Source organism: Flavobacterium hercynium (assembly GCF_002217285.1).
GTDB lineage: Bacteria > Bacteroidota > Bacteroidia > Flavobacteriales > Flavobacteriaceae > Flavobacterium > Flavobacterium hercynium.
Map to the genome: position 1 here is coordinate 85,313 of NZ_MUGW01000016.1, position 23,187 is coordinate 108,499.

General features: G+C 34.7%; 19 protein-coding genes. 9 read left to right on the top strand and 10 right to left on the bottom strand.

Going from position 1 to position 23,187, the window contains the following annotated elements; genetic code table 11:
• Positions 1 to 11 precede the first annotated feature (11 nt).
• The 3 genes from B0A66_RS07655 (at position 12) to B0A66_RS07665 (ending at position 2,586) form a co-directional block, all read left to right on the top strand.
• Positions 12 to 743, top strand: coding sequence for a hypothetical protein (locus B0A66_RS07655; RefSeq protein ID WP_089049267.1), 732 nt, complete (start codon positions 12 to 14; stop codon positions 741 to 743).
• Positions 744 to 768: 25 nt separating this feature from the next.
• Complete coding sequence (locus B0A66_RS07660; RefSeq protein ID WP_089049268.1) at positions 769 to 1,506, top strand: hypothetical protein; 738 nt, start codon at positions 769 to 771, stop codon at positions 1,504 to 1,506.
• Positions 1,507 to 1,851: 345 nt separating this feature from the next.
• Positions 1,852 to 2,586 carry a hypothetical protein gene (locus tag B0A66_RS07665; RefSeq protein WP_089049269.1) on the top strand — a complete coding sequence of 245 codons (735 nt, stop codon included), beginning with the start codon at positions 1,852 to 1,854 and terminating at the stop codon, positions 2,584 to 2,586.
• Between the two features lie 68 nt (positions 2,587 to 2,654).
• On the opposite strand, the gene B0A66_RS07670 is transcribed toward B0A66_RS07665, so the two are convergent.
• Positions 2,655 to 3,218, bottom strand: coding sequence for an outer membrane beta-barrel protein (locus B0A66_RS07670; RefSeq protein WP_089049270.1), 564 nt, complete (start codon positions 3,216 to 3,218; stop codon positions 2,655 to 2,657).
• A gap of 133 nt (positions 3,219 to 3,351) precedes the next feature.
• Between B0A66_RS07670 and B0A66_RS07675 the strand changes: the two genes are divergently transcribed.
• From B0A66_RS07675 to B0A66_RS07700, 6 genes are all read left to right on the top strand, one after another.
• On the top strand, positions 3,352 to 3,756 hold the full coding sequence (locus tag B0A66_RS07675; protein WP_089049271.1) for a GNAT family N-acetyltransferase: 405 nt from the start codon (positions 3,352 to 3,354) through the stop codon (positions 3,754 to 3,756).
• A 137-nt stretch (positions 3,757 to 3,893) separates the two neighbouring features.
• Positions 3,894 to 4,268 (top strand): hypothetical protein, encoded by a 375-nt coding sequence (locus B0A66_RS07680; RefSeq protein ID WP_089049272.1) that lies wholly within the window; start codon positions 3,894 to 3,896, stop codon positions 4,266 to 4,268.
• A gap of 185 nt (positions 4,269 to 4,453) precedes the next feature.
• The gene (locus B0A66_RS07685; RefSeq protein ID WP_089049273.1) at positions 4,454 to 5,536 is read left to right on the top strand and encodes an efflux RND transporter periplasmic adaptor subunit; all 1,083 of its coding nucleotides are present in this window, start codon (positions 4,454 to 4,456) and stop codon (positions 5,534 to 5,536) included.
• Between the two features lie 25 nt (positions 5,537 to 5,561).
• Positions 5,562 to 8,729, top strand: coding sequence for an efflux RND transporter permease subunit (locus tag B0A66_RS07690; RefSeq protein ID WP_089049274.1), 3,168 nt, complete (start codon positions 5,562 to 5,564; stop codon positions 8,727 to 8,729).
• A complete protein-coding gene (locus tag B0A66_RS07695; protein WP_089049275.1) occupies positions 8,722 to 10,164 on the top strand; it encodes a TolC family protein in 1,443 nt (480 codons plus the stop codon). Before B0A66_RS07690 ends, B0A66_RS07695 begins: the two co-directional genes overlap by 8 nt.
• 204 nt (positions 10,165 to 10,368) lie before the next feature.
• Entirely contained in the window at positions 10,369 to 10,791 is a 423-nt protein-coding gene (locus tag B0A66_RS07700) for a lipocalin family protein (protein ID WP_089049276.1), read from the top strand.
• A 107-nt stretch (positions 10,792 to 10,898) separates the two neighbouring features.
• On the opposite strand, the gene B0A66_RS07705 is transcribed toward B0A66_RS07700, so the two are convergent.
• From B0A66_RS07705 to B0A66_RS07745, 9 genes are all read right to left on the bottom strand, one after another.
• Complete coding sequence (locus B0A66_RS07705; RefSeq protein WP_089049277.1) at positions 10,899 to 14,489, bottom strand: PAS domain S-box protein; 3,591 nt, start codon at positions 14,487 to 14,489, stop codon at positions 10,899 to 10,901.
• Positions 14,490 to 14,500: 11 nt separating this feature from the next.
• Positions 14,501 to 14,950, bottom strand: a complete 450-nt coding sequence (locus B0A66_RS07710) for a response regulator (RefSeq protein ID WP_089049278.1) — start codon at positions 14,948 to 14,950, stop codon at positions 14,501 to 14,503.
• Between the two features lie 345 nt (positions 14,951 to 15,295).
• Positions 15,296 to 16,786 (bottom strand): hypothetical protein, encoded by a 1,491-nt coding sequence (locus B0A66_RS07715; RefSeq protein ID WP_244283406.1) that lies wholly within the window; start codon positions 16,784 to 16,786, stop codon positions 15,296 to 15,298.
• A 56-nt stretch (positions 16,787 to 16,842) separates the two neighbouring features.
• The gene (locus B0A66_RS07720) at positions 16,843 to 18,669 is read right to left on the bottom strand and encodes a T9SS type A sorting domain-containing protein (RefSeq protein ID WP_244283407.1); all 1,827 of its coding nucleotides are present in this window, start codon (positions 18,667 to 18,669) and stop codon (positions 16,843 to 16,845) included.
• Positions 18,666 to 18,953, bottom strand: coding sequence for a hypothetical protein (locus B0A66_RS07725; protein WP_089049279.1), 288 nt, complete (start codon positions 18,951 to 18,953; stop codon positions 18,666 to 18,668). Before B0A66_RS07725 ends, B0A66_RS07720 begins: the two co-directional genes overlap by 4 nt.
• 567 nt (positions 18,954 to 19,520) lie before the next feature.
• Positions 19,521 to 20,606, bottom strand: a complete 1,086-nt coding sequence (locus B0A66_RS07730; RefSeq protein ID WP_208862575.1) for an alpha/beta hydrolase — start codon at positions 20,604 to 20,606, stop codon at positions 19,521 to 19,523.
• A 76-nt stretch (positions 20,607 to 20,682) separates the two neighbouring features.
• Positions 20,683 to 21,555, bottom strand: a complete 873-nt coding sequence (locus B0A66_RS07735) for a helix-turn-helix domain-containing protein (protein WP_089049280.1) — start codon at positions 21,553 to 21,555, stop codon at positions 20,683 to 20,685.
• Between the two features lie 71 nt (positions 21,556 to 21,626).
• Entirely contained in the window at positions 21,627 to 22,895 is a 1,269-nt protein-coding gene (locus tag B0A66_RS07740; protein ID WP_244283408.1) for a sensor histidine kinase, read from the bottom strand.
• A complete protein-coding gene (locus B0A66_RS07745; protein WP_089049281.1) occupies positions 22,888 to 23,187 on the bottom strand; it encodes a circadian clock KaiB family protein in 300 nt (99 codons plus the stop codon). The genes B0A66_RS07740 and B0A66_RS07745 overlap by 8 nt, the downstream gene beginning before the upstream one ends.

Consider the following 23,187-nt stretch of genomic DNA (forward strand, 5'->3'; position numbering starts at 1 on the left):
AACACTAAAAAATGAAAAAAAAAGTACTCGGATTATTACTCTATTCTTCGTTATTGCAAGCGCAATTAGGTGTTGGTACTCCAACGCCTCAGGAAACTTTTCATGTTAATGGCTCATTACAAGTTACAAATGGTATTTTCTTTGGAGGAGATGCTTATACAAAGGGTTCTTCAGGTCTTCCGGGGCAGGTTCTTAAATCGAATGGACCTGATAAAGCGCCTTCATGGGGAGAATTAGCAGGAGTTCCTAAAGCGACCGGAACAGTAATTGCCGTTGATGGAACTTTTATAGTAGCACAGGAAATAACAGTGCAAATGACTTCGGATTTTAGAAGTGGGAAAACGACTGATGCGATACCTATTGGAAACTTGAATAATGAAATTATAGACAATGAAGATAGTTATATCGGAAATGGATCAAACAATTCTTTTCAGATTTTTTCAGATGGGATTTATCAGGTTACGATGAATATGCAACTGCAGAGTACAAATGGAACTAATCCTGTGGTTGGAATTTGGGATGATAAAAATAACACTTGGCTCGCCTGTGTCAATGATGTTTTTGTCGCACGTACAGATGAGTTACAAACATTTACCTTAATTACTTCGATAAAAATGTTAAAAAATAATACTTATTCATTTAGAGTAAGTAATGGTAGTGCGGGTTTCACTATAAAACATTTGAGTAGTGGCGGGACAGGAAGTGGTCCTGTAACTCAGATTTGTTTAAAACGATTAAGATAAATTACTAAATACAACAAATACTAAAATGAAAAATATATTATTCTTGTTGTCATTGTATTCTTCTTTGTTACATGCTCAACAGGGCGTCGGTACACCAGTACCTCAGGAAACCTTTCATGTAAATGGTACAATGCAAATTACAAACAGTATGAAAGTGGGAGGAAATGCCTATACAAAAGGCTCGCCTGGTCTTCCTGATCAGATACTTAAATCAAATGGACCAAATGAAGCAGCTTCGTGGGAACCTGTAGCTGGCGAAGTTCCTAAAGCAACAGGAACTGTTATTGTTGTTGACGGAGAATATATAGTTGCACAGGAAATAACAGTGCAGATGTCAGCAGATTTTAGTGGAAAAGCTGGAGATTACACGTTTACAGAACCAATATGTAATCTAACTGATGAAATTGTGGATAATGAAAATGCCTACATAGGAACTAATGCAACCAATTCGTTTAAAGTTTCAGCAAATGGTATTTATCAGATTAATATGAATGTACAATTGGCTACTAATTTTGGAGGCAGTCCTGTGGTTGGAATCTGGAACAATACCAAAGGAAAGTGGATTGCCAGGGTAAACGATTATTTCGCTGCGCCAACAAATAAATTGCAAACCTATACTTTAATTACTGCTATACCAATGTCAGCTTCAGATACCTTTTCTTTTCGAGTTGCAAATTTATCTGATTACATTGTGAAAAAGTCAAGTGAGGATAAAACAGGTTCAGGATCCATAACCCAGATTTCTTTAAAACGATTACGTTAAGTTTATCGTTGGATAGTAATGTAAGGCAGGGGATTTGAATGTTTTAATTCCTCGCCTGATGTTTTATTAAGTGTTTAAAAAAAAGTAGTTTGTTACATCGTTAAATCAGATTTAGCAGTTTTGTTTTTTCGCCTTTTTTCTAAATTTGACGTTAATTAAGTTTTAGCTGATTTTTTTTGAAATTGATAAAAGCTATTTTTTTTACTTGTAAAGGCTTGTTGTTATTGGTTTTTTAGTAGAAATTCTATCATTTAAAAAAGGTCTTATATTGGTATGATTTAAAAGTAATTATTTTAATTGTTTTCTTTTTTTTATGAAAGCAATAAACGCATAATAATTACAGATATGAGTAAAAAATTACTAGGATTACTATTGTATTCAGCATTACTACAAGCTCAAATGAGCACTGCTCCTCAAAGATCGGTTAAAGATCTTACTGAAAATAATTCACTTAAAAGAGAAAAAGTTTCTTATGTTACTGAAAAAACAAATAAAAAAAATGATGTTTTTTTTAATGAGGGTACCGTTCATGAAGTCTTGTGTGACACAGTATCTTTATCTAAGAAAACGAAGGAATCAATTCCTAAAGAAAATAAATCTGTTATATACATAAACGGACAATATGTAGTAGCTCAGGAAGTTACTGTGCAAATGACATCCGATTTTATGAGTTCTGCTACGACGGGATTCGCTGTGCCTATCGGAAATTTAAATAAAGAAATTGTAGATAATGAAAGCAGTTATGCAGGAACAGATTCAGCTAATTCATTTAAAGTTTTAGAAGATGGATTGTATCAAATCAATATGACTTTACAATTAAGTACCACTTATGGAGCTACACCTACAATCGGAATTTGGGATAACAATGCTATGCAATGGGTCGCAAGTGTAAAAGAGCAATGTACTACACCTAAAAATAAATTGCAGACTTATACTTTAACAGCCTCCAAACCTATGCGGGCAAATCATACTTATTCGTTCAGAGCCTGTAATAAATTCGATTTTACGATAAAGAACGGAAACAATAATGATTTAAATTCTGATAATGTATCACAGGTTTCTGTAAAACGAGTTAAATAGTTGTAATGCCAATTATAAAAAGCAAAAAAAGAGAATTTAATACTATTTAAATTCTCTTTTTTGTGTTTTTACAAGAATTTATATCCTAATGAAAAATTAGAAACGGCAGTTCTTAACTTTCTGCCCGACGGATCGAGATCAGTAAATCCGGCCAGATATCTGTAATCAAAAGTTAGTTTCCAGATATCGACACCAACACCGCCAAGAATACTGCTATTGTTACGTTCAATGTCGATGTAGTTTATGTTGGTGTTTACTTTTACATTAGAATAGCTTTTCCAATTATAACCGGCAAAAACACGAACATTTCCCAGCTTTCCTAACGGAACTACTTTTAGACCTGCCAGTATTGTAGCATCAGTTCCGGTAAGTTCATATTCTGTTTCGCTAATACCAGTCTGAGAAACATTAAATTTTGATTTAACGTATCCAATTTCGGCCTGACCGTAAAAACTCAATAAATTAACTCTTGCAAATCCGCCAATACCCATTCCGGTTCCGGCACTTTTAGAACTAAAGTCGTCAGATATAGGTGATGTAATATTATACGAAACCTGTGGTCCAAATTGTATCAATTGCGCAAAACCATTTGCACTGATACATAGTAAAATAGAGATGATAATTCTTTTCATGAGATAATAATTTAGTTTAGTATAAAATTAAATATTTTCATTAAAAATAGAGCGATTTATCTTGCTTATTTATAATAATTAAAGTAGGAAATTACATTAAATTGTGTAAATTTGAATACAAACTATTTGCAATATGATAATCAAAGAAATAAATGCCTCAGAAACCTGGCAAATCAGACATAGTGTAATGTGGCCAGACCAGCCTTTAGAATTTGTACAATTAGAAGAAGATGAATCTGGATTGCACTATGGTGCTTTTGTAAATGAGTCTCTTGTTTCAATTGTTTCGTGTTTTATTCAGGATGATGAAATGCAATTTCGTAAATTAGCAACAGTAGAAAATTATCAAGATCAGGGAATTGCCTCCAAACTATTGGTGTACGTCTTTGAAGAAGCAAGAGAAAAAAAAGTAAAGAGAATTTGGTGCAATGCAAGAGTTGCTAAAAAAAAGTTCTACGAAAAATTTGGAATGGAAGATCTTAAACAAACTTTTATCAAAGAAGGACAGGAATTTACTATTATGGAAGTTTTGCTCTAAAACACCTTAAAATCAGACTGCTGTTAAAAGAAATAAAAGGACTGCTTAGAAGAAAACGTTTTCGCTGATTTAACACATGTTAAGACTTTCTTATTTTATTTTTTTTATTCCGATCTTTTATTACTTTCGCATCGAATATGAGAAAGTTAATAGTATTTTTAGCATTTATGAATTTCCTTCTGCTAGGCGGAGGGCAATATCTCAATGCTGAAACACACTCTCATCCTCATCTTGAAAAAAGACACCGCATTAAATTTACTAATCAGGAAAAAGGCACTTCTATAATTGAAGAAGCCAATCTTGATACTGATGAAGAGCATTTTGGTAATGACGATCTAAATGATAAAATTGTCGTTAAATCATTTACAGCAAATTATAGCTTAGTAAATGATTTGTATTTGACATTCTCATGTCACAATGCATCAAACTCTTATAGTCTTTTTGAAATTCTAGGACCATCTTGTGGTCAGTCAAATCCAATTTATCTTACTCAACGAGTTTTAAGAATCTGATTGTATTATACATCGGTTACCAATAGCGTGATCTTGTATAAGTATGAGCTGTATTTTTAGAATACTTCTTATTTTACTTCTTCATTTTTTTTCGGTTCACGTTTTATTCTGGCAACTGGTGATTTTCTGCATCTTAAGGGATTTCTATATCCTTAATTCAATAGCTTAATTTCCAAATACATACCATGAAAAAAATTGTCGTTTTAACAGGCTTAATTGCCTTGTTGTGCTTTACCAGTTGTACATCAAAAAAAGAAAAACCAGAGGAAGAAGAAAAATTTACAGTGACCAGTCCTGTAAAAATAGACACTTCATTTACCAAAGAATATGTATCTCAGATTAAATCGGTACGAAATATCGAATTGCGTGCCCAGGAAAAAGGATTTTTACAAAACATTTATGTTGACGAAGGTCAGTTTGTAAAAGCAGGTCAGATTCTATTTAGAATTATGCCTAAAGTATATGAAGCGGAATTATTGAAAGCGCAAGCCGAAGAAAAATCTGCTGAGATTGAGTTGCAAAATGCGAAAACATTAGCCGATAAAAATATCGTTTCACGCAACGAGCAGGCAGTGGCGCAGTCTAAACTTCAGGCTGCCAGAGCTGAGGTTGCTTTGGCAAAATTACATTTATCATTTACCGAAATCAAAGCACCATTTGACGGAACAATAGACAGAATCCCGTTAAAATTAGGCAGTCTTATTGACGAAGGTGAATTGCTGACAAGCCTTTCAGACAACTCACAGATGTTTGCTTACTTCAATGTTTCTGAACCGGAATATCTGCAATACCAAACGGAAGTTAAAGACCGTGCAGACAACAAAGTAAGTTTGATTTTAGCAAACGGAAAACCTTTTGAATACAAAGGAAATGTTGAGGTTATAGAAAGTGAATTTAACAATGAAACCGGAAATATTGCTTTTAGAGCAAGATTCGCCAATTCAGGAAAACTGCTAAGAAATGGAGAAACAGGACAAGTGCAAATGCTTGTTCCGCTTAAAAATGCCATTGTAATTCCGCAAAAAGCAACCTACGAAATACAGGATAAAAAATACGTATTTGTTGTAGATAAAAACAACAAAGTAAGTTCAAAAGAAATTTCTATTACAGGTGAAATACCAGATTTGTATGTAGTGAGCAAAGGACTTACAGAAAATGATAAAATTTTACTTGATGGAGTTCAGAAAGTAAAAGAGAATGACAAAATTAAATTTGAATTTCTATCTCCTAAAGTAGTAATGAACAATTTACGCTTAAAAGCAGAATAGGTTTAATCATTAAAAAAATATAAAAATGTTTAATAAATTTATTCAAAGACCCGTATTGTCGATAGTAATATCGCTTGTGATTGTCTTTTTGGGAGTACTCTCAGTGTTGGGTTTACCTATCACGCAATTCCCATCTATTTCTCCTCCAATGGTAAATATTACCGTAGATTACCCTGGATCTAATGGAGAATTAATGATTAAATCTGTAATTATTCCGTTAGAAAGAGCTTTAAATGGTGTTCCCGGAATGAAATATATGACTTCTGATGCCGGAAATGACGGTGAGGCTAGTATCAAAGTTGTGTTTAATTTAGGAACAGATCCCAATCAGGCTGCTATTAATGTGCAGAATCGTGTAGCTTCTGTGACCAATAAACTTCCACCACTTGTAGTGAGAGAAGGGGTTAAGATTACACGCGAGGTACCAAGTATGTTGATGTATGTGAATCTTTACAGTACGGACAAAAATACCGACATGAAGTTCTTATACAATTATGCTGATATTAACGTACTTTCTGAACTTAAAAGGGTAAACGGAGTTGGATCAGGTGATATTTTAGGTACACGTGAATATGCAATGCGTATCTGGTTAAAACCGGATCGTATGTTAGCCTATAAAATTTCTGCTGATGAAGTAATGGAAGCATTATCAAGTCAGAGTTTAGAAGCATCACCTGGAAAAACGGGTGAAAGTTCCGGTAAACGTTCCCAGGCATTTGAATATGTTTTGAAATATTCAGGACGTTTTACCACCAAAGAACAATATGAAAACATTGTAGTAAAGTCGAACAGTAACGGTGAACTTTTACGTTTAAAAGACATTGCCAAAATTGAATTTGGAAGCTCGATGTATGATATTTATTCTAATTTGAATGGCAGACCATCTGCTGCTATTGTACTAAAACAATCTTTTGGAAGTAATGCGAATCAGGTTATCGAGGATGTAAAAGGCAAATTAGAAACGATAAAGAAAAGATTTCCAAAAGGAATGGATTATGAAATTTCGTATGACGTTTCTAAGTTCTTAGATGCTTCTATCGAAAAAGTAATTCACACACTTGTAGAAGCTTTTATCCTGGTAGGATTAGTTGTATTTCTGTTTTTAGGTGACTGGCGTTCGACCATTATTCCAGCAATTGCTGTACCGGTTTCGCTGATAGGAACCTTTATATTTATGCAGGTTTTTGATATTTCATTGAACTTAATTACACTATTTGCTTTAGTGCTCGCGATTGGGGTCGTGGTCGATGATGCGATTGTGGTAATTGAGGCTGTGCATGCTAAGATGGAAGAAGAACATCTTTCTCCTTTTAAAGCAACAAAGAAAGCAATGCATGAAATTGCAGGAGCTATCATTGCGATTACCTTTTTAATGGCGGCGGTATTTATTCCCGTGGCGTTTATGAGCGGACCAGTTGGAGTATTTTACAGACAGTTCTCTATCACGATGGCAACAGCGATTATACTTTCTGGTATTGTGGCTTTGACTTTGACACCGGCACTTTGTGCGATGATGTTAAAAAACAATCACGGTAAACCTAAAAAGAAAACCCCTGTAAACATGTTTATAGATGGTTTTAATAATAAGTTTAACCTTGCTCAGGGTAAATACCAAAACGTATTAGGTAAAATTGTAAACAGAAGAGCGATTACTATTGTAGCCCTTTTAGGCTTTTGTGCAGGAACATGGTTAATAAGCAGCAGCGTTCCTTCAGGATTTATCCCGAATGAGGATCAGGGAATGTTCTACGCTATTATTCAGACTCCTCCAGGTTCTTCATTAGAGAGAACAAATGATATTGCAGTAAGAGTACAAAAAATAGCGGAAAAGATTGAGGGTGTAAAATCAGTTTCTTCTTTAGCAGGTTACGAGATTTTAACTGAAGGTACAGGAGCCAATACAGGAACATGTCTTATCAACTTGAAAGACTGGAACGATCGTAAGCAATCTGTACAGGAGATTATGGAGGAACTAGAAGAAAAATGTACCGATATTCCGGGTGCTAATATCGAATTCTTTCAGCCACCTGCTGTACCTGGTTACGGAGCTGCGGGAGGTTTTGAACTTCGTTTGCTGGATAAAACAGGTTCTAATGATTACAAGAAACTAGAAGAGGTTAATAAAGAATTTGTAGAAGAATTAAACAAACGTCCGGAGTTGAATGGAGTGTTTAGTTTCTTTAGTGCTAGTTTCCCTCAGTTTATGATGAAGGTAGACAATGATTTGGCACAGCAAAAAGGAGTTTCGATCGAAAACGCCATGAACACGTTGTCAACACTTGTTGGAAGTAACTACGAAATTAGTTTTATCAAGTACGGAATCAATTATAAAGTTATTGTTCAGGCAGCACCGGAATACCGTGCACAGCCAGATGATATTTTAAAATTGTATGTAAAAAATGATCGTGACGAAATGGTTCCTTTTTCAGCTTTTATGAGATTAGAAAAAGTATACGGACTTTCTGAAATTACCAGACATAATATGTACACTTCTACACAAATTAGTGGTGGAGCTGCAGAAGGTTACAGTAGTGGTACAGCGATTAAAGTAATTCAGGAAGTAGCGGCTAAAAAACTGCCAAGAGGATATGATATTGACTGGGCAGGTATATCTGCCGATCAGGTAGCACAAGGAAATCAGGCAATTTGGGTATTCCTTATTTGTTTAGGATTTGTGTACTTGGTTTTGGCAGCACAATACGAAAGTTTCATTTTGCCATTATCTGTTATCCTTTCTTTACCTGCGGGTATTTTTGGTGCCTTCTTATTGTTGAAAATCATGGGATTAGAAAATAATATCTATGCTCAGGTGGCTATGGTTATGCTTATCGGATTATTGGGTAAAAATGCCGTATTGATTGTAGAGTTTGCGATACAGCGACATGCAGCCGGAAAATCAGTATTTGAATCTGCTATGGAAGGTGCAAAAGAAAGATTCCGTCCTATTTTGATGACTTCGTTTGCCTTTATTGCAGGATTGTTGCCGCTTGTTTTTGCTACAGGTCCGGGTAAAATTGGAAACAGAACTATTGGTACCGCAGCAGCCGGAGGTATGCTTATCGGAACTATTTGTGGTGTATTTGTTATTCCGGGATTGTATTACATTTTTGCGAAAATTGCGGAGAAACACAAATTGACGAAGTATGAAGAAGAAAATCCATTAACTGAAGAAATTGACAACAATCATGTATAAATTTAAATTACAACATAGTATTGCGTTAGGACTTTGTCTTGCTGTGGTGAGTTGCAAAGCGCCTGAAACGGCTACAAGAGAAACACCTAGCAATCCTGTTCCGGAGTCTTTTAATGTAACCAATGTAAGCAAAGACACCACAAGCATAGCGAGTATTCCATGGAAAACTTTCTTTAAAGATCAAAATCTGGTTAATTTGATCGATTTGGCTTTGAAGAATAATCAGGAATTAATGATTACACTACAGGAAATTGAAATTGCTAAGAATGATATTCGTGTCAAAAAAGGGCTTTTGTTGCCAACAGCAGGAATACGTGCGGGAGCAGGAGTAGAGAAAGTAGGAAGATATACAAGTCAGGGAGCGGGTGATGCTTCGACAGAGATTAAACCGGGAAAAGAAATGCCGGATCCGCTTGGTGATTTTGCCATTGCTGCTTATGCTAACTGGGAAGTGGATATCTGGAAAAAACTGCGCAATTCTAAAAAAGCAGCGGTAACAAGATATTTATCTACAGTTGAAGGTAAGAATTTCGTAGTGACAAGTTTAATAGCTGAGATTGCTAATTCCTATTATGAATTACTGGCATTGGACAGTCAGCTGGATATTGTAAAACAAAATATCGAATTGCAGTCGAATGCGTTAGAAATCGTAAAAGTGCAAAAGCAAGCTGCCAGAGCGACAGAATTGGCAGTTCAGAAATTTCAGGCTGAGGTTTTAACTTCAAAAAGCCTGGAATTTGATATTCGTCAGCAAATAAAAGAAACAGAAAATAAGATCAACTTTTTGGTTGGGCAGTATCCGCAGGAAATCAAAAGAGAGCGTACTGACTTTTTAAGTTTGATGCCAGCGGCAGTAAGTTCCGGGATTCCATCTCAATTATTGGCAAACCGTCCGGATGTAAAACAGGTTGAAATGGAATTAACAGCTTCTAAATTAGATGTAAAAGTAGCACGTGCAGAATTTTATCCTTCATTGGATATTAAAGCAGCAGTAGGTGTAAATGCTTTTAATCCTTCTTACTTGTTTACTTTTCCAGAATCGATTTTGTATTCTTTAGCAGGAGATATTGTAGCCCCGCTAATAAATAGAAATGCTATAAAAGCAGAATTTAAAAATGCAAATGCAAGACAGCTTCAGGCTTTGTACAATTATGATAAAACGGTTTTGAATGCATATATAGAAGTTTCGAACCATCTTTCTAAAATTGAAAATTTAGAAAAGAGTTATGATTTAAAATCACAGCAGGTTGAGGCATTAAACAGATCTATTGATGTTTCTAATGATTTGTTTAAATCAGCACGTGTAGATTATTTCGAAGTATTAATGACCCAGAGAGATGCACTGGAATCTAAGCTGGAATTAATAGAAACGAAGAAAGATCAGCTGAGCGCTACAGTCAATGTTTACAAAGATTTAGGTGGCGGCTGGAGATAAATAAAGAGTGTTAATTTGTAGATAGAAAAACCTTTCGGAATTGCGATTTCGGAAGGTTTTTTGCATTTATGTTAATAAAAAAGGGTAAAAAATACGTTTTTACGTCTTAAATATGAATTATGTAAAGGATTTTTAAAATTCTGAAACTTTCATGAAACACTTTGTGTCTAATTTAGCCTATATAATTTAAACACAAATCATATCATGAAAAATCGAAAAATATTTTACGTATTAGCTTTAAGCTTTGGACTATTTGCAGCATCTTGCAGTAACGACGATAACGAGGGAGAGACAATAATTCCACTCGAAGGAAAATATAACTTGAGTCAGATAGGAGCAGTTGTCAACGGACAGGAAGTACTTACTGATGCACCGCAAAATACATCAGGATGTGATAGAGATTACCTACAGCTTAAAATAGACAATACCTTAATTGTTGGGGATTATGACAGTACAGTTTCGGCTTGTGCATTAACTGAAACAGGAGGAATTTATTCAAGATCGCATAACGATTTAACTACGGTAGTTAATAATATCACGCAAACACAGGATATTATGAATTTAACGAATAAAGAGTTAAAATTAAAAGACAAGACTACGGGTGTCATTACCGTATATACTAGATAATCTATTTTATTTATTTATTTATTTTCCAAATCCTTAATCTCTCTGGGTTAAGGTTGAGAACGGAAACAGCTGTAAAAGTTGTTTCCGTTTTTTTATTTGTAAATCCTTTAATTTACCGGAATATAGATGTTGAAAGTAGCACCGATATTTTTTTCTCCTTTGGCGGTAATTATGCCGTAATGATTTTCTACAATTTTTTTAACGATTGCCAGACCAATTCCGGTGCCATTATATTGTTCTCTTCCGTGCAGACGCTGAAAAACTTCGAATATTTTGGTATTGTATTCCTGATCGAAACCAATTCCATTGTCTGAAACACTAATGTGACAGTACTTTTGATTTTGATCTAAAGCAGGAATATCGAAACTGTCGCCCATCTTAATTTCACTTGTTATTTTTATAACCGTATCAATATCCGGTTTAGAAAATTTAAGAGAATTGCTTATCAAATTATATAACAATTGCCTGAATTGAAATGGAATAATGCTAATTATACTCGTTTTGTCGCATTCAATACTTGCTTTTTGAGCCTCAAGTTCTTCTCGTAAATCTTCTTTAACCTCATCAACAATTTCACAAAAATCTATTTTTTCAAAAATGCGCTCCTGTGTACTGGTTCTGGAATAAGATAACAGGTCATTGATTAAAGTCTGCATGCGCTGGGCTGCGTTTTGCATACGCTGAAATTTATCTTTTCCGGACTCAGATAAATTTTGAGATTCTTTTTCGATGATCTGCGTGGCGAACGTTTGGATTTTTCGTAACGGTTCCTGTAAATCATGACTCGAAATATAAGCAAAGGACTGAAGTTCTTTATTCATTTTTTCGAGATCGATATTATATTGTTCCAGCTCTTTTGTTCTTTCCGCTACTTGTTTTTCCAGTTCATGAGTAAATGCTTTTTCCGTTTGAATATCGGTAAAAGCACCAACCCATTTTATAATTTTATTGTCTTTATCAAAAACAGGTTCTCCAATTACAGAATACCATCTGTATCCGCCATTGGTACTCTTGAGTCTAACATCTGCTTTGTACACACTTCCCGTTGTGAGGCTTTTGGTCCAGACCTTTATGTTTTCTTCTAAATCATTAGGATGAATGATGGTTTTCCATGAAGTTTCTTTATTGGGTTGTATACCAGTGTATTTTTGCCATTTTCCAGAAGCAAACAAAGCATTTCCTTTTTCATCTGTCTCCCAAATTAATTGTGGAATACTTTCGGTCAGGGATCTGAATTTTTTCTCGCTTTCTTCTATCTTTTTTCTGGTTTCTACTTTCTCCGTTACATCAATTATAGTGATTTTTATACCGGATATCGTGTTGTCTGACTCCAGCATAGGAGCGTACTCATAATCAACATATAGTTTATGTTCATGTTTACCATCGTTTAAATATAAAGGAGATTCAGATTCAGAATGTACTATGCCCGTTGTAAAAACTTCCTGCAGGAGTTGTGCGTATTTTTGACTTTTAAGTTCCGGAAATACTTCAAATATATTTTTGCCCAGAACATCACTTTCTTTTCTTCTCCAAATATTTTTTAGTAAGGCAAGATTAGCGATTTCAATGATCATATTTTCGCCTTTAAGAATTGCCTTTGGTACAGGAGATTGCATCAAAAGCGTACGGAAGCGCTTTTCACTTTCCTCTAATTCCTGCTGATGATTTTTCTCATCGGTGATATCTCTAACAGTTCCCAGCAATTTCTCGGGCTGATGATCTGAATCGTAAAAAACTTTTCCTCTCGCTTCTACCCAGCGAATCGATTTATCATTCCAGATTAAACGTGCTTCATAATAAATATATCCGTTTATCATGGCTTCAACATAGGCTTTTTCTCTTATAGGCAGATCATCAGGATGAAGATATTTTACTAATTCATAGTAACTTAATTCAGCTTTTTTGGGTTGTCCCGTAATAACTTCGAAATAGCGTTGAGAATATTCAAAATCTTTTGTTTTTAAATTTAATTCCCAGGTACCAAGTTCACTTGCTTCTACAATAATGTTAAGTCTTTCCTCGTTGAGTTCTATTTTTTTTCTGGCTTCTACTTTTTCACTTACATCTGTAACGGTGACTAATATTCCGGAAATAGATCCATCTTCTTCTTTTAGCGGATGATACAAGAAATCAAAATAAAAAATTTCCGGTTTATCGTACCTGCTTACAGGAACAGGCAATTCATTTCCGTGATAGGGAATGCCAGTTAGTAACACATTCTTTAGTAAAGGACTAACAATTTCTTCAACTTCAGGTAAAGATTCAAAAAGTGATTTTCCAACAAAAGAATCATGTTCTTTGCCCACTAATTTAAGATACGTTTCATTAGCTACTTCTACCAGATAATTAGAGCCACGTAAAATCGTGATTCCTACTGGAGCTTGTTTTACAGTATTGCGAAAACGTTTATCTGCTTCTTCAATTTTTTGTCGGGCGATCACCTGATGTGTGTTATCAAGTACCCAAATAGCAACTTTACTTACCTTTCCTTCAATGTTTTTAAGTGGTGCATACACAAAAGTAAAATATACTGTTTCTTCTGTGTTCTGTCTGGTAATCTTGATTTCTATTTCGTTGGCATAAAAAGGTTTTCCGCTTTTTATTACTTTTTGAAGTTCAGATTCATACGTAGATTTTACTTCAGCAAATGCATCCCAATAGTGTTTTCCTGCGACTTCTTCATACGATTTACGGGCTACAGTAAGAAAACTGTCGTTTACAATTTCGCTTATTAAAGTTTCGGCATCGAGAACACAAATTCCAATAGGAGATTGGAGCACCATACTTTGCAGGTTGCGCTCACTTTCTTCTATTTTTTTCTTTGCTAAATTTAGGTCTGTCAAATCAACTCCGGTATTCATTACGCCATAAATTTCTCCGTTGATGTCGTAGAGCGGAGTAAGACTATAATTAAAATAGTGCGTACGCAGTTTTCCATCAATCGTAAGATCTAGCGGTGTATTTTTAGTATGAAAAGATTGTCCGGTTTCGAGAACTGTATTTATTTGCTCAAAAACCAATTGATTGTCGAGTTCAGGCAATAGCGCTTTAAATGATTTTCCAATAACCTCATCGCCTTTTCCCCACAATGAAATTATAGATTCATTGGCAAGTTCGATAATCATTTCTTTGCCAACATATACAGCAATTGGGAAAGGCGCATTTTCAATCAACTGTCTTACTTTCAGTTCGCTTTCTCCTAAAGCTTCAATTGCTTTAAATTTTTCTGTTGTTTCGATAACCGTAACCAGAATACCTCCAACTTCGCCATTTTCTTTTTTAATGGGGCTATATGAAAAATTAAAATAGCATTCCTCATCAAATCCATTTCTGTTTAAAATTAATTTTAAATAGGGATGGCTTACTGCTTTTCCCTTCATAACCTCAGCAAACATAGGAGAAATGGTTTCCCAGATTTCTGAAAATGTTATTTCGGCACCTATTCCTAGCGCTTCAGGATGTTTACTTGAGCCCAGAATAGGTAGAAAAGAATCGTTATACAATTGGGTAAAATCGTCTCCCCAGGCAATGTACATAGCAAAAGGATTATTTAGCACAACTGAAATAATGGTTTGAAGGCTAGGTGACCATGTGTCAGGATTTCCCAAAGATGTTTTACTCCAATCCTTTGCACGGATTAGTTCTCCCATTTTGCCGCCATCAGCTAAAAAATAATGATCATTATTTGTGCTGCCCATGCTGTTAAATATTAGGGTTGAAGTATAAAATGTTCTCTTGCGGGTTGTTTATAATTATTTTCGGCAGTAACGCTAAGCGCATTTCCTATTACCTTTTTTAGTTTAGAAAAATCTCCGGGTTTTCTAATATAATATACAGCACCTTTTTCGTACATCAGGTCTACAATGTTCATATCGAGAGACGTAGAGAAAACAATTACAGGAAGATGTTGCAGTTTATCGATTTTTTTTATTTCAGTTAAACATTCAAAACCATTTTTGCGTGGCATATTAAGGTCCAGAAAAAGTACATCCGGAAGATTTTTAGCTGAACATTCAAATAAAAAATCCATTAGCTGAACCCCATCATTAACCGTTACAAGAGAAATTGGAAGATGTAGTTCGTCTAACGCTTCTTTAAAAAAATCACAATCGTCTTCGTCATCATCAGCAAGTAGTAGATTGAATTTCTGTTCGTTCATTTTTAATAAAATAAAATTTAATAGGTAGTATTTTGTTCATCGGGTCTTTTTATATTTTACCGTAAGCTTTAAAAGTTATAGGTTGCTTTATACTGAATCGTTACTTTGGTAATAAGTTTACATTCAAATAGCTTTAAATAAGATTATAAAGACCGTATGAAAATTTTAATTGCAAAGCTGGGGCTGTTTGCTTCTGCTAATATAAAACTAATTTTTATAGGTTTAAGTCTAATTTTTGGATTTTCTTAACATATTGAAGCTTTAATTTTTTAAATTACTTTTTCTTCAAATGAGAAAAAGGGAACAGTATAAAACCATTCCCTTCAGTCTGTAATAAATGTGGTTTTATTTAATGGTTAAAGTCATATTCGGTACAACGATATCAGAATTAGTTCCAGTATAGCGTTGTGCGTATACTTCTACATAATCATTGTTTGCCAGTTCCACTGAGGCATTTAGCGGTAACACAACGATATCATTTAGAGCTGCACCGCGTCCGTAAATTTTGTATTGCGAAATAACAGTACCATTTTTAGCAATGTATATAATATAGGTTCCTGCAGCAGGTGTTTGAAACGAAATAGAACCATTTACCTGAAATATTCTTTTCTTTTTTCCCATGTATCTCAATCTGTTGCTTACTCCGGGATCAGTAGAAAATCGGAATAAATTGGTTGAGGTCGATACTCCATTTACTTTTACGATATTACTTGGATTCATATTATTTGTAAAGCTAGTCGCAGCTCCGGCTCCAACAGCATAATCTACAGCAAAATCACCGACGGCACTTGCATCGGCTTCAGTAGGAATACCTGCAGATCGTACATTCCAGCTATTGTTGAAATTATATCCTGTATAAGTTCCAGTAGTATAAGGTTTTACATATCCTGCTGCATTCGTACCTGTAAAAACAACAGATTCCAGAACCGCATCTCCTGTAATAGTAAGACCAGATGTAGAAACGTCAAAACCAATTGCACTTCCATCAACCTGAGTAAATCCACCTTGTTTTTCTATTAAGGTAAAAGTCCCTGTAAATTTTTCGTACGTTCCTGAGTTATTGCTAAACCATCCTAAGTTGCTTAATAATAGTTGTGTAATATTGTTGTAGGTAATACCGTTGGTATTGCCGGCAAACTGAACAATACTTAAAAAGACTAATCCAAATCCGGAAATAGTTCCTACGGTATTAGAACCGGAGACGATACAATCTCTAAAAATTAGATTTTGTGTAGCAGTACCATTTAAATTAAATACATTTCCGGCAGTTGCTGTTAATGTTAATCCTTTGATGCTTCCTCCGGTTGCACCTTCAAAAATATTTCCCGAAGGTCTGATAATCTTATCATCATTTGTGTCTAAACCTTGTAAATAAGCATTATTTAAATCTATTGGAAAATTGAAGGTTACAGTACCATTGATTTCGTATAAGGTATTAGAACTCAATTGATATTTTGATCCGCCGCCCGCAGCAAGTTCAGTTGCCAAAACCGTAGCCAAAACATCAGTAGATTTAATACGCTTAAAGTTTAATCTTCCGGCAGTTCCGTTTACGATTGGCGTCCAGGTTGACGTACTGCCCATATAATAAAAGAAAAACTTTAAATCAGTATCGTAAACCAATAATCCATCAGCAGGAGTTGTAATCGCATTTCTTTGCACCGTTGTCATTCTTGGTGTCAGCAAACCTTGTGTGGTAGAAGTAACATCCAAAATTGAGCTTGCGTTTGGAGTAGTAGTACCAATCCCGATTTGTGCATTTCCTGCAAAAGAAAGTAAAAAGATTAATAGCAGTAAAAAAGTCTTATGATTTTGAAAAGTAGGTATTGTGATCATAATTGTAATATTAAAGTGTGGATGGATTTTATTTTGTTCGTTTTAAGATTGCAGTATTAATAGCCTTTATTTGTGATAATAATTTTCTCCGTCAGTCTCTCATTATCAACTGTTATAAATTCGGCTATGTAAATACCCTGACTTAACGTGGTGGTAGAAAAAGTATAACTTTGATTCGTTCCAAGTCCTTTTTTAGTTAAAACTACTTTCCCCATGACGTCATAAAGTTTAAATGATTTTAAAGAAAGGTTATTTGGGTTCGAAGCTTTCAAAATACCATTTGCATTATCCTGTGTTATAAAGAACTGCTTTACAATATTATCATCAGTTCCAAGTGTAGTCTGGTTTTTGAAAGTAATTTTAAAACGGTCAGCGTAAACTCCTGGAGCAACTGTAACTTCGTACATACCATTTTTGATATCGTGATAGGAATCATCAAGTCCATCATACAAATAGATGATCTGCGTAGGATCAAAATTTGTGATCTCCGGAACATAAAATTTAAAAGAGGTATTGGTCGCAACTTTTACCGTAAGCGGAACTTTTTTATCGATATCAAAGTTAATTCCCTGAATGACATAGTTGCCGTTTTCTAGCCAGAAGGTAACGTCATTCGGTAGTGATTCATCCATGTTTAAAGCATCAATACCTAAATCGACGCCATCTGTAGCTTCTTCCAAAAAGGATAAAGCCAATTGTCTGGTAAATTGATTGTTGATAATGGTGTTGAGTTTGAAATGCGAAACCTCTTCGATTTCTTCTTCCTCCTCAGCTTCGTTATTCGCTGCGTTTTTTTCTTTAGTTGTTTTGCTTTTTACCGCTTTTTTTACAGGAGCTTTCTTTTCAAATTTTGATAAACTGCCGCCTTCTTTGTAATAAAAACGATGTACATTTTTGAATATAGCAGTTCCGTTTGCAGTGGCGTTAATGACGAATCCCTGACCAATTGGCGAGTATTTTCGAACAATCGTTATTCCTGAACTCGATCCGGTATTGTTTAATGAACCGTCTCCATTATAAGAATTGAAAGTTGCCGGTACGTAAACACCCGTAGAAGTTAAGCTTGTTGGTGTATAGGTTCCGTAACCACCTCTGTAATCTGTTAGGTAATGTGAATTTACGGCCTTATCCTGCTCCCAAAAATAAGCAACACCTCCCGTTGCAGCATTGCTGGCATCTAGTAAAAAAGCATTTAAATGCAAAGCAGAAGGATACGGATTTCCGGTTAACGTGGAGTTATTTGCACCCAATGCAATAGTGATGTTTCCATCGTTTGGTTTTCCTATAAAATCGTAACGTTGGGCACCTCCTGGATTGTTGGTTATTCCTGTTGCTTCAGGATCTGTAGTGTCTGTACCACTGGTTCCTTTCATAGTAAAACCTTCTCCTGGTGCCAATGTAGACGCTCCTCCAACAAATACCCAGTTAGAATAGTTATTGGCATTGGTTAATTTATGAATCCATGCAGATGATATTGAAAGCGGATTTGATACTCCATCATAACCACTTATAATAGTCGCAGGTGTCGATGCTATCGAAGTTGTTGGTCGGCTTAACATGGTAATGCCAAAGTTTTCGTTTCCAATTGTAGCCGAAGCAGTACCAACAGGAGAACACCAGTAATTGTAGTCAAAATTATCAGACGTACCTTCTTGATATACAGATAATGTGCCCGCTCCTGTATTGGTTGAGGCAGTTGTAGCACCTTGTACTAATTGTGAATTATTTCGAAGGTACAAATTAGAATTTGCAGCCAAATTTACATTTTGCTGTACAAACAGTACCTCATCTTTAACGTACATGTAGGCATTTGGGCTGAAATAAATTTGCGCCATACTTTTTGTTGTGGCCAGAATTAGAAATAAGAATAATGTTTTTTTCATAATTTCACTTTTATAAGTTGAACAGCTTCCGGAGTAGTTGTCTGGCTTTGGCGGGACTTAATTCTTTTATTAAAAAATAGCTTGTAAAAGTTTATTTTTCTTTTTCTGCTAATAGCAAATAGTCCAAGCAGAATCGCACTAGTCAATAACATCGGAATATCACTATCTATTGGTAATCCAACCGGTGGCGGAATTCCGGGTGGTGGAGGTGGCGGGGCTGCTGAAATTTTGAACGAGGCATAGAAAAATAAAAGTGTTGATAACTGTAACGATTTGATTTTCATTTGATATTGTTGATTTGGGGGCTAATAAAAAATTGTATTACCTGAAGCTACTTTATACCTACTGAAATTAATTAGTAAAAATAATAGCACAAAAAGCAAGAACGTATACTGGTAAAAGTTATTTTTATAATAAAACAGGACTAAATGTTCAAGTTGTTGATCTGTAATAATTTGCAGAACAATCTGTTAATTTTCTGACATTGTTTGTAATAATCGTGGTGAACAAGTATTTAATTTTGAATTTTTCATATTATTTTAACTTAATTTATTTGTAATATTAGTACTGTATTTTCTCAAATATATAAAATAAATTCCTATGCAATTTTAATTAATGTTAAAATGATTAAGTTATTTCCTATTCTAACATAGTAAATAGAATAGCTTTTTGTTTCTGTCTTCAATCAGTTATCAGTACTACCTGAAAAGCTATCGGAATTTTGCAGTAGAAAATAGGTGATAACTAAGATATCATAGAAAATTATTTAGGTGTAAATACATAAATGTTAAGCACAAAAAAAGAGCTGATTCTACAATCAGCTCTTTAGCAATAGGATACTTATTTTTTATTTATTTCAATGTAGTTTTAATAACTGCCGCAGCTTGTAATACTGCAGTTTGTATAGCAGGGACATTTGCAATTGGGTTTAAAAGTCCATAATCATGAATCAATCCACTGTATCTTGTTAATGTTACAGAAACTCCGGCTTCGTTTAGTTTTCTGGCATAAGCTTCTCCTTCATCTCTTAAAACATCATTTTCTGCTGTCTGAATCAAGGCAGGAGGTAAGTTTTTAAGTTGTTCTACACTAGCCTGAAGTGGAGAAGCATAAATTTCTTTTCTTTTATTAGTGTCAGGTAAATAATTATCCCAAAACCATTTCATCATGTTTTTAGTTAAAAATCTTCCGTTGGCGAAAGAATTGTAAGATTCAGTTTCGAAATTAGCATCAGTTACAGGCCACAATAAAACCTGTAGTTTAATTTCAGGACCTTTTTTGTCTTTTGCCATCAATGTAATAGCTGCACTCATATTTCCTCCAACGCTATTACCAACAATAGCAAGATTTTTACCATTTACTCCAATTTCTTTTCCGTTTTTTGCAACCCATTCTGTTGCAGCATATATTTCGTTTATTGCAACAGGATATTGTGCTTCCGGTGAAGGTGTGTAATCAGGAAAAACAGCCACGGCTCCACTTTCAACAACCAAATCTCTTACTAATCGTCTGTGAGTTGGGTAATCTCCTAAAACCCATCCGCCTCCGTGAATGAAGATAAATACGGGAGCATTTGCTTTTGCGCCTTTAGGTTTTGTAATATGAATTTTTACTTTTAAGCCGTTTTGTGTTATAACTTTTTCTGATTCTTCAATTCCGCTGTAATCAACTTCTACTGATTTTTGTGCGCCAACAAGAACACCGCGGGCATCTGATACGCTTAATTGTTCAAGAGGTTTTCCGTTACCTGAATTTAATGCTTTTAAGAAGGTGCGCACTTCTGTAAAAACCTGAGGATCGTTTTCGCCTTTAAATTGTCTTTCTTGTGCAGTTGTAATAGCGTGGAATGCTATAAATGCTGCGATAAATAAACTTTGTAAAATTTTGTTTCCGAATTTAAGAGAACCGTTCAAAACGGCAGTTGCTGTAGTTTTCATATCTTTATTTTTTATCATTTATAATTTGATAAGGCAAAGATATGTCGGTGATAAGCCTCTAAAAATAGATAAAAGTCTATTCTAATTGTATATTTTTCCCTTGAAGGTATTTTTTCTTGAAATTAGACGGAGTGTCTCCAACTTTATTGGTGAAAAGACGATTAAAATAGGCCGGATCTTCATAACCCAGCTGATACGCGATCTCTTTTACACTTAAGGCAGAATAACCCAAAAGCCTTTTGGCTTCCAGAATAATTCGGTCTTTAATAATGTCGTTAGGTTGTGTGAGTTCTAAACGATTGAACTTATTAGAAAGTGTTTTGGATGCAACACCTAATAAGTCTGCATAATCAGCAACAGAATGTTTGGTTCTGAAATGAATTTCGACCAATCGGCTGAAATCTCTAAAAAAATCCATTTCCTTTGAAGGTTCTTCATTAAGAACTCCTAATTGTTGTATTTTCCAGATTCGGGTGGCTTTTATGATAAGCTGTTTTAGATAAGTGCGGATCATTTCTTCCTGCGAAGAGTCAGGAGCCTCAAATTCTTCCTGAATTTGATCGTAAATACTTTCAATTACAGCGACTTCTTTTTCTGGTAAAGCCGTCATTGGCATTTCAAAAATATTATTAAATAATAATCCATCACAGGCCACTTCGGCATCGTGTATTTGTACGCAATAAAAATCACGATTGTAATACATGAAATAACCTTGTTTTGTGCCTTCTTTTAAAATCTGAAGATATTGATTGCTATTTACAAAAAAGAGCGAAGACTGTGTTGTGTGATATTGTTTGAAATCAATAGTGATAGAATAGCCCTTTGGAAGATATAAGACCTTAATATATGGTTTGTAAGTATCTCCATTTATTTCTGAAATGGTATCAGAATCTAAAATTAAAAAACCCAGCTTTTTATAATTAGATTCAAAAAAAGGATGATTGCTCATTAGTTTATGGTTGTTCAATGGTAGTTACTATTTTTCAGATATCAATTTCAGATACCTAAAATAATATAGATTTATAGTATTGGAAAAAAAAGATTGAATGTTGTACCTCTGTTGGGTTCGCTTTCTACTTTTATAATTCCGGAATGGTTTTCCATTATTTTTTTACAAATAGCCAAACCAATCCCGTTTCCGGAATATTCATTTTTAGCGTGCAGACGCTGAAAAATAGTAAAGATTTTGCTAAGATGATTTTTCTCCATTCCAATACCGTTGTCTTTGATCTGTATTTGTATAAACTTAGGAGTTTGTTTTTCGTTTTTAGCATCAGTTTCTACTTGAGAAATCTGAATAAGAGGAGCAACATCTGTTTTGCTGTATTTAATTGAATTGGTAATAAGATTAGCAAAAAGCTGACGCATTTGTACCTTAGAAGCTTTTATTAAAGGAAGTGTTCCAAGAACTTCAATTCTTGCATTTTTATCTGTGATTAAGATTTCGTGATCGTCTTTTACTTCTGTTATTACTTCGACTAAATCGATATTTGTACGTTCCTCTTGAGCGGTGTGGGAAGAATAATTTACTAAGTCGTCTACAAGAGAATTTAATCGCAAAGCAGATGATTTCATAACATTCATTGACTTCGCATCGCTTTCGCTAAGATAACTTCCGTCGATTTTACCATTATGCATCACAATTTTACGAAGCGGTTCTTTTAAATCGTGTGATATAACATGAATGAATTCTTCAAGATTTGCATTGATTTTGTTTAATTCATTGATCTTTTCTTCAAGTTCTTCCTGATGTTTTACTAAAGCTTCTTCGTGTCTTTTTTTCTCGGTTAAGTCCGTAACCACAATTCCGATACCCTGAACGGAAGGTTCCAGGTCAGTTACAGAAACGTTTGCAGGAAAAGATGTTATGGTGTCTGCATTTGTCTTAAATATGATTTCGTGTGTGTTGATTCCATATTTTAAAGCTTCGATAAGGGCGACAAAATGGTTAGGAGTTTCAAAATATTCGCTTAAATACGTTCCGATTATTTTTTCAGAAGGTATGCCGGTGAGTTTCGAAAAATGGTCATTGCAATACAGGATCAATCCGTTTCGGGAAATGCTTAATGCACCCTGATTAAACTTTTCGATTAATAACCTAAAAGTATAATCAGCAGTTTCAAGAGAGTAGAGTTGAGGTACGCCCTCGTGATGCACAACTAATGCATCAACGTCACCTTGTTTTATGGCATCGACAATACTATTCGACTCTAAAAGCTGTTCTTTTAATGATTCGATTTCTTGTAATAAGGCTTTTATATTTAAACTATCGTCCTGCAAATTATTCACTAATATTGAGTATTCTTAATACTTTTTCTTTATCTGATAAATCACCTAAGATGATTCTGATAGGAGCAGGTTCCGTTTTTATCAATGTAGGTATGGCTACAATTTGATGAACAAGTGCCTGTTCTTTATCCCGGCTGATATCTATAATTTCTAAATCATAATTATCGGCGAGATGTTTATCGCATATTCTGCGTAAGTTTTCGATGGCATGACCTGACTTAACAGACATACCCGAAACAAAAAGCATAAATTTATACCTGGTTGTACTTTTACCATCACCGGAATCATCCAT

What these genes read in the sequence shown, in the direction of transcription:
- B0A66_RS07710 (WP_089049278.1), bottom strand. Translation starts at nt 14,950, where the DNA reads ATGAACGAACAGAAATTCAATCTACTACTTGCTGATGATGACGAAGAC.
- B0A66_RS07735 (WP_089049280.1), bottom strand. Translation starts at nt 21,555, where the DNA reads ATGAGCAATCATCCTTTTTTTGAATCTAATTATAAAAAGCTGGGTTTT.
- B0A66_RS07745 (WP_089049281.1), bottom strand. Translation starts at nt 23,187, where the DNA reads ATGGATGATTCCGGTGATGGTAAAAGTACAACCAGGTATAAATTTATG.
- B0A66_RS07660 (WP_089049268.1), top strand. Translation starts at nt 769, where the DNA reads ATGAAAAATATATTATTCTTGTTGTCATTGTATTCTTCTTTGTTACAT.
- B0A66_RS07665 (WP_089049269.1), top strand. Translation starts at nt 1,852, where the DNA reads ATGAGTAAAAAATTACTAGGATTACTATTGTATTCAGCATTACTACAA.
- B0A66_RS07715 (WP_244283406.1), bottom strand. Translation starts at nt 16,786, where the DNA reads ATGATCACAATACCTACTTTTCAAAATCATAAGACTTTTTTACTGCTA.
- B0A66_RS07730 (WP_208862575.1), bottom strand. Translation starts at nt 20,606, where the DNA reads ATGAAAACTACAGCAACTGCCGTTTTGAACGGTTCTCTTAAATTCGGA.
- B0A66_RS07680 (WP_089049272.1), top strand. Translation starts at nt 3,894, where the DNA reads ATGAGAAAGTTAATAGTATTTTTAGCATTTATGAATTTCCTTCTGCTA.
- B0A66_RS07690 (WP_089049274.1), top strand. Translation starts at nt 5,562, where the DNA reads ATGTTTAATAAATTTATTCAAAGACCCGTATTGTCGATAGTAATATCG.
- B0A66_RS07670 (WP_089049270.1), bottom strand. Translation starts at nt 3,218, where the DNA reads ATGAAAAGAATTATCATCTCTATTTTACTATGTATCAGTGCAAATGGT.
- B0A66_RS07705 (WP_089049277.1), bottom strand. Translation starts at nt 14,489, where the DNA reads ATGGGCAGCACAAATAATGATCATTATTTTTTAGCTGATGGCGGCAAA.
- B0A66_RS07675 (WP_089049271.1), top strand. Translation starts at nt 3,352, where the DNA reads ATGATAATCAAAGAAATAAATGCCTCAGAAACCTGGCAAATCAGACAT.
- B0A66_RS07685 (WP_089049273.1), top strand. Translation starts at nt 4,454, where the DNA reads ATGAAAAAAATTGTCGTTTTAACAGGCTTAATTGCCTTGTTGTGCTTT.
- B0A66_RS07720 (WP_244283407.1), bottom strand. Translation starts at nt 18,669, where the DNA reads ATGAAAAAAACATTATTCTTATTTCTAATTCTGGCCACAACAAAAAGT.
- B0A66_RS07700 (WP_089049276.1), top strand. Translation starts at nt 10,369, where the DNA reads ATGAAAAATCGAAAAATATTTTACGTATTAGCTTTAAGCTTTGGACTA.
- B0A66_RS07725 (WP_089049279.1), bottom strand. Translation starts at nt 18,953, where the DNA reads ATGAAAATCAAATCGTTACAGTTATCAACACTTTTATTTTTCTATGCC.
- B0A66_RS07695 (WP_089049275.1), top strand. Translation starts at nt 8,722, where the DNA reads ATGTATAAATTTAAATTACAACATAGTATTGCGTTAGGACTTTGTCTT.
- B0A66_RS07655 (WP_089049267.1), top strand. Translation starts at nt 12, where the DNA reads ATGAAAAAAAAAGTACTCGGATTATTACTCTATTCTTCGTTATTGCAA.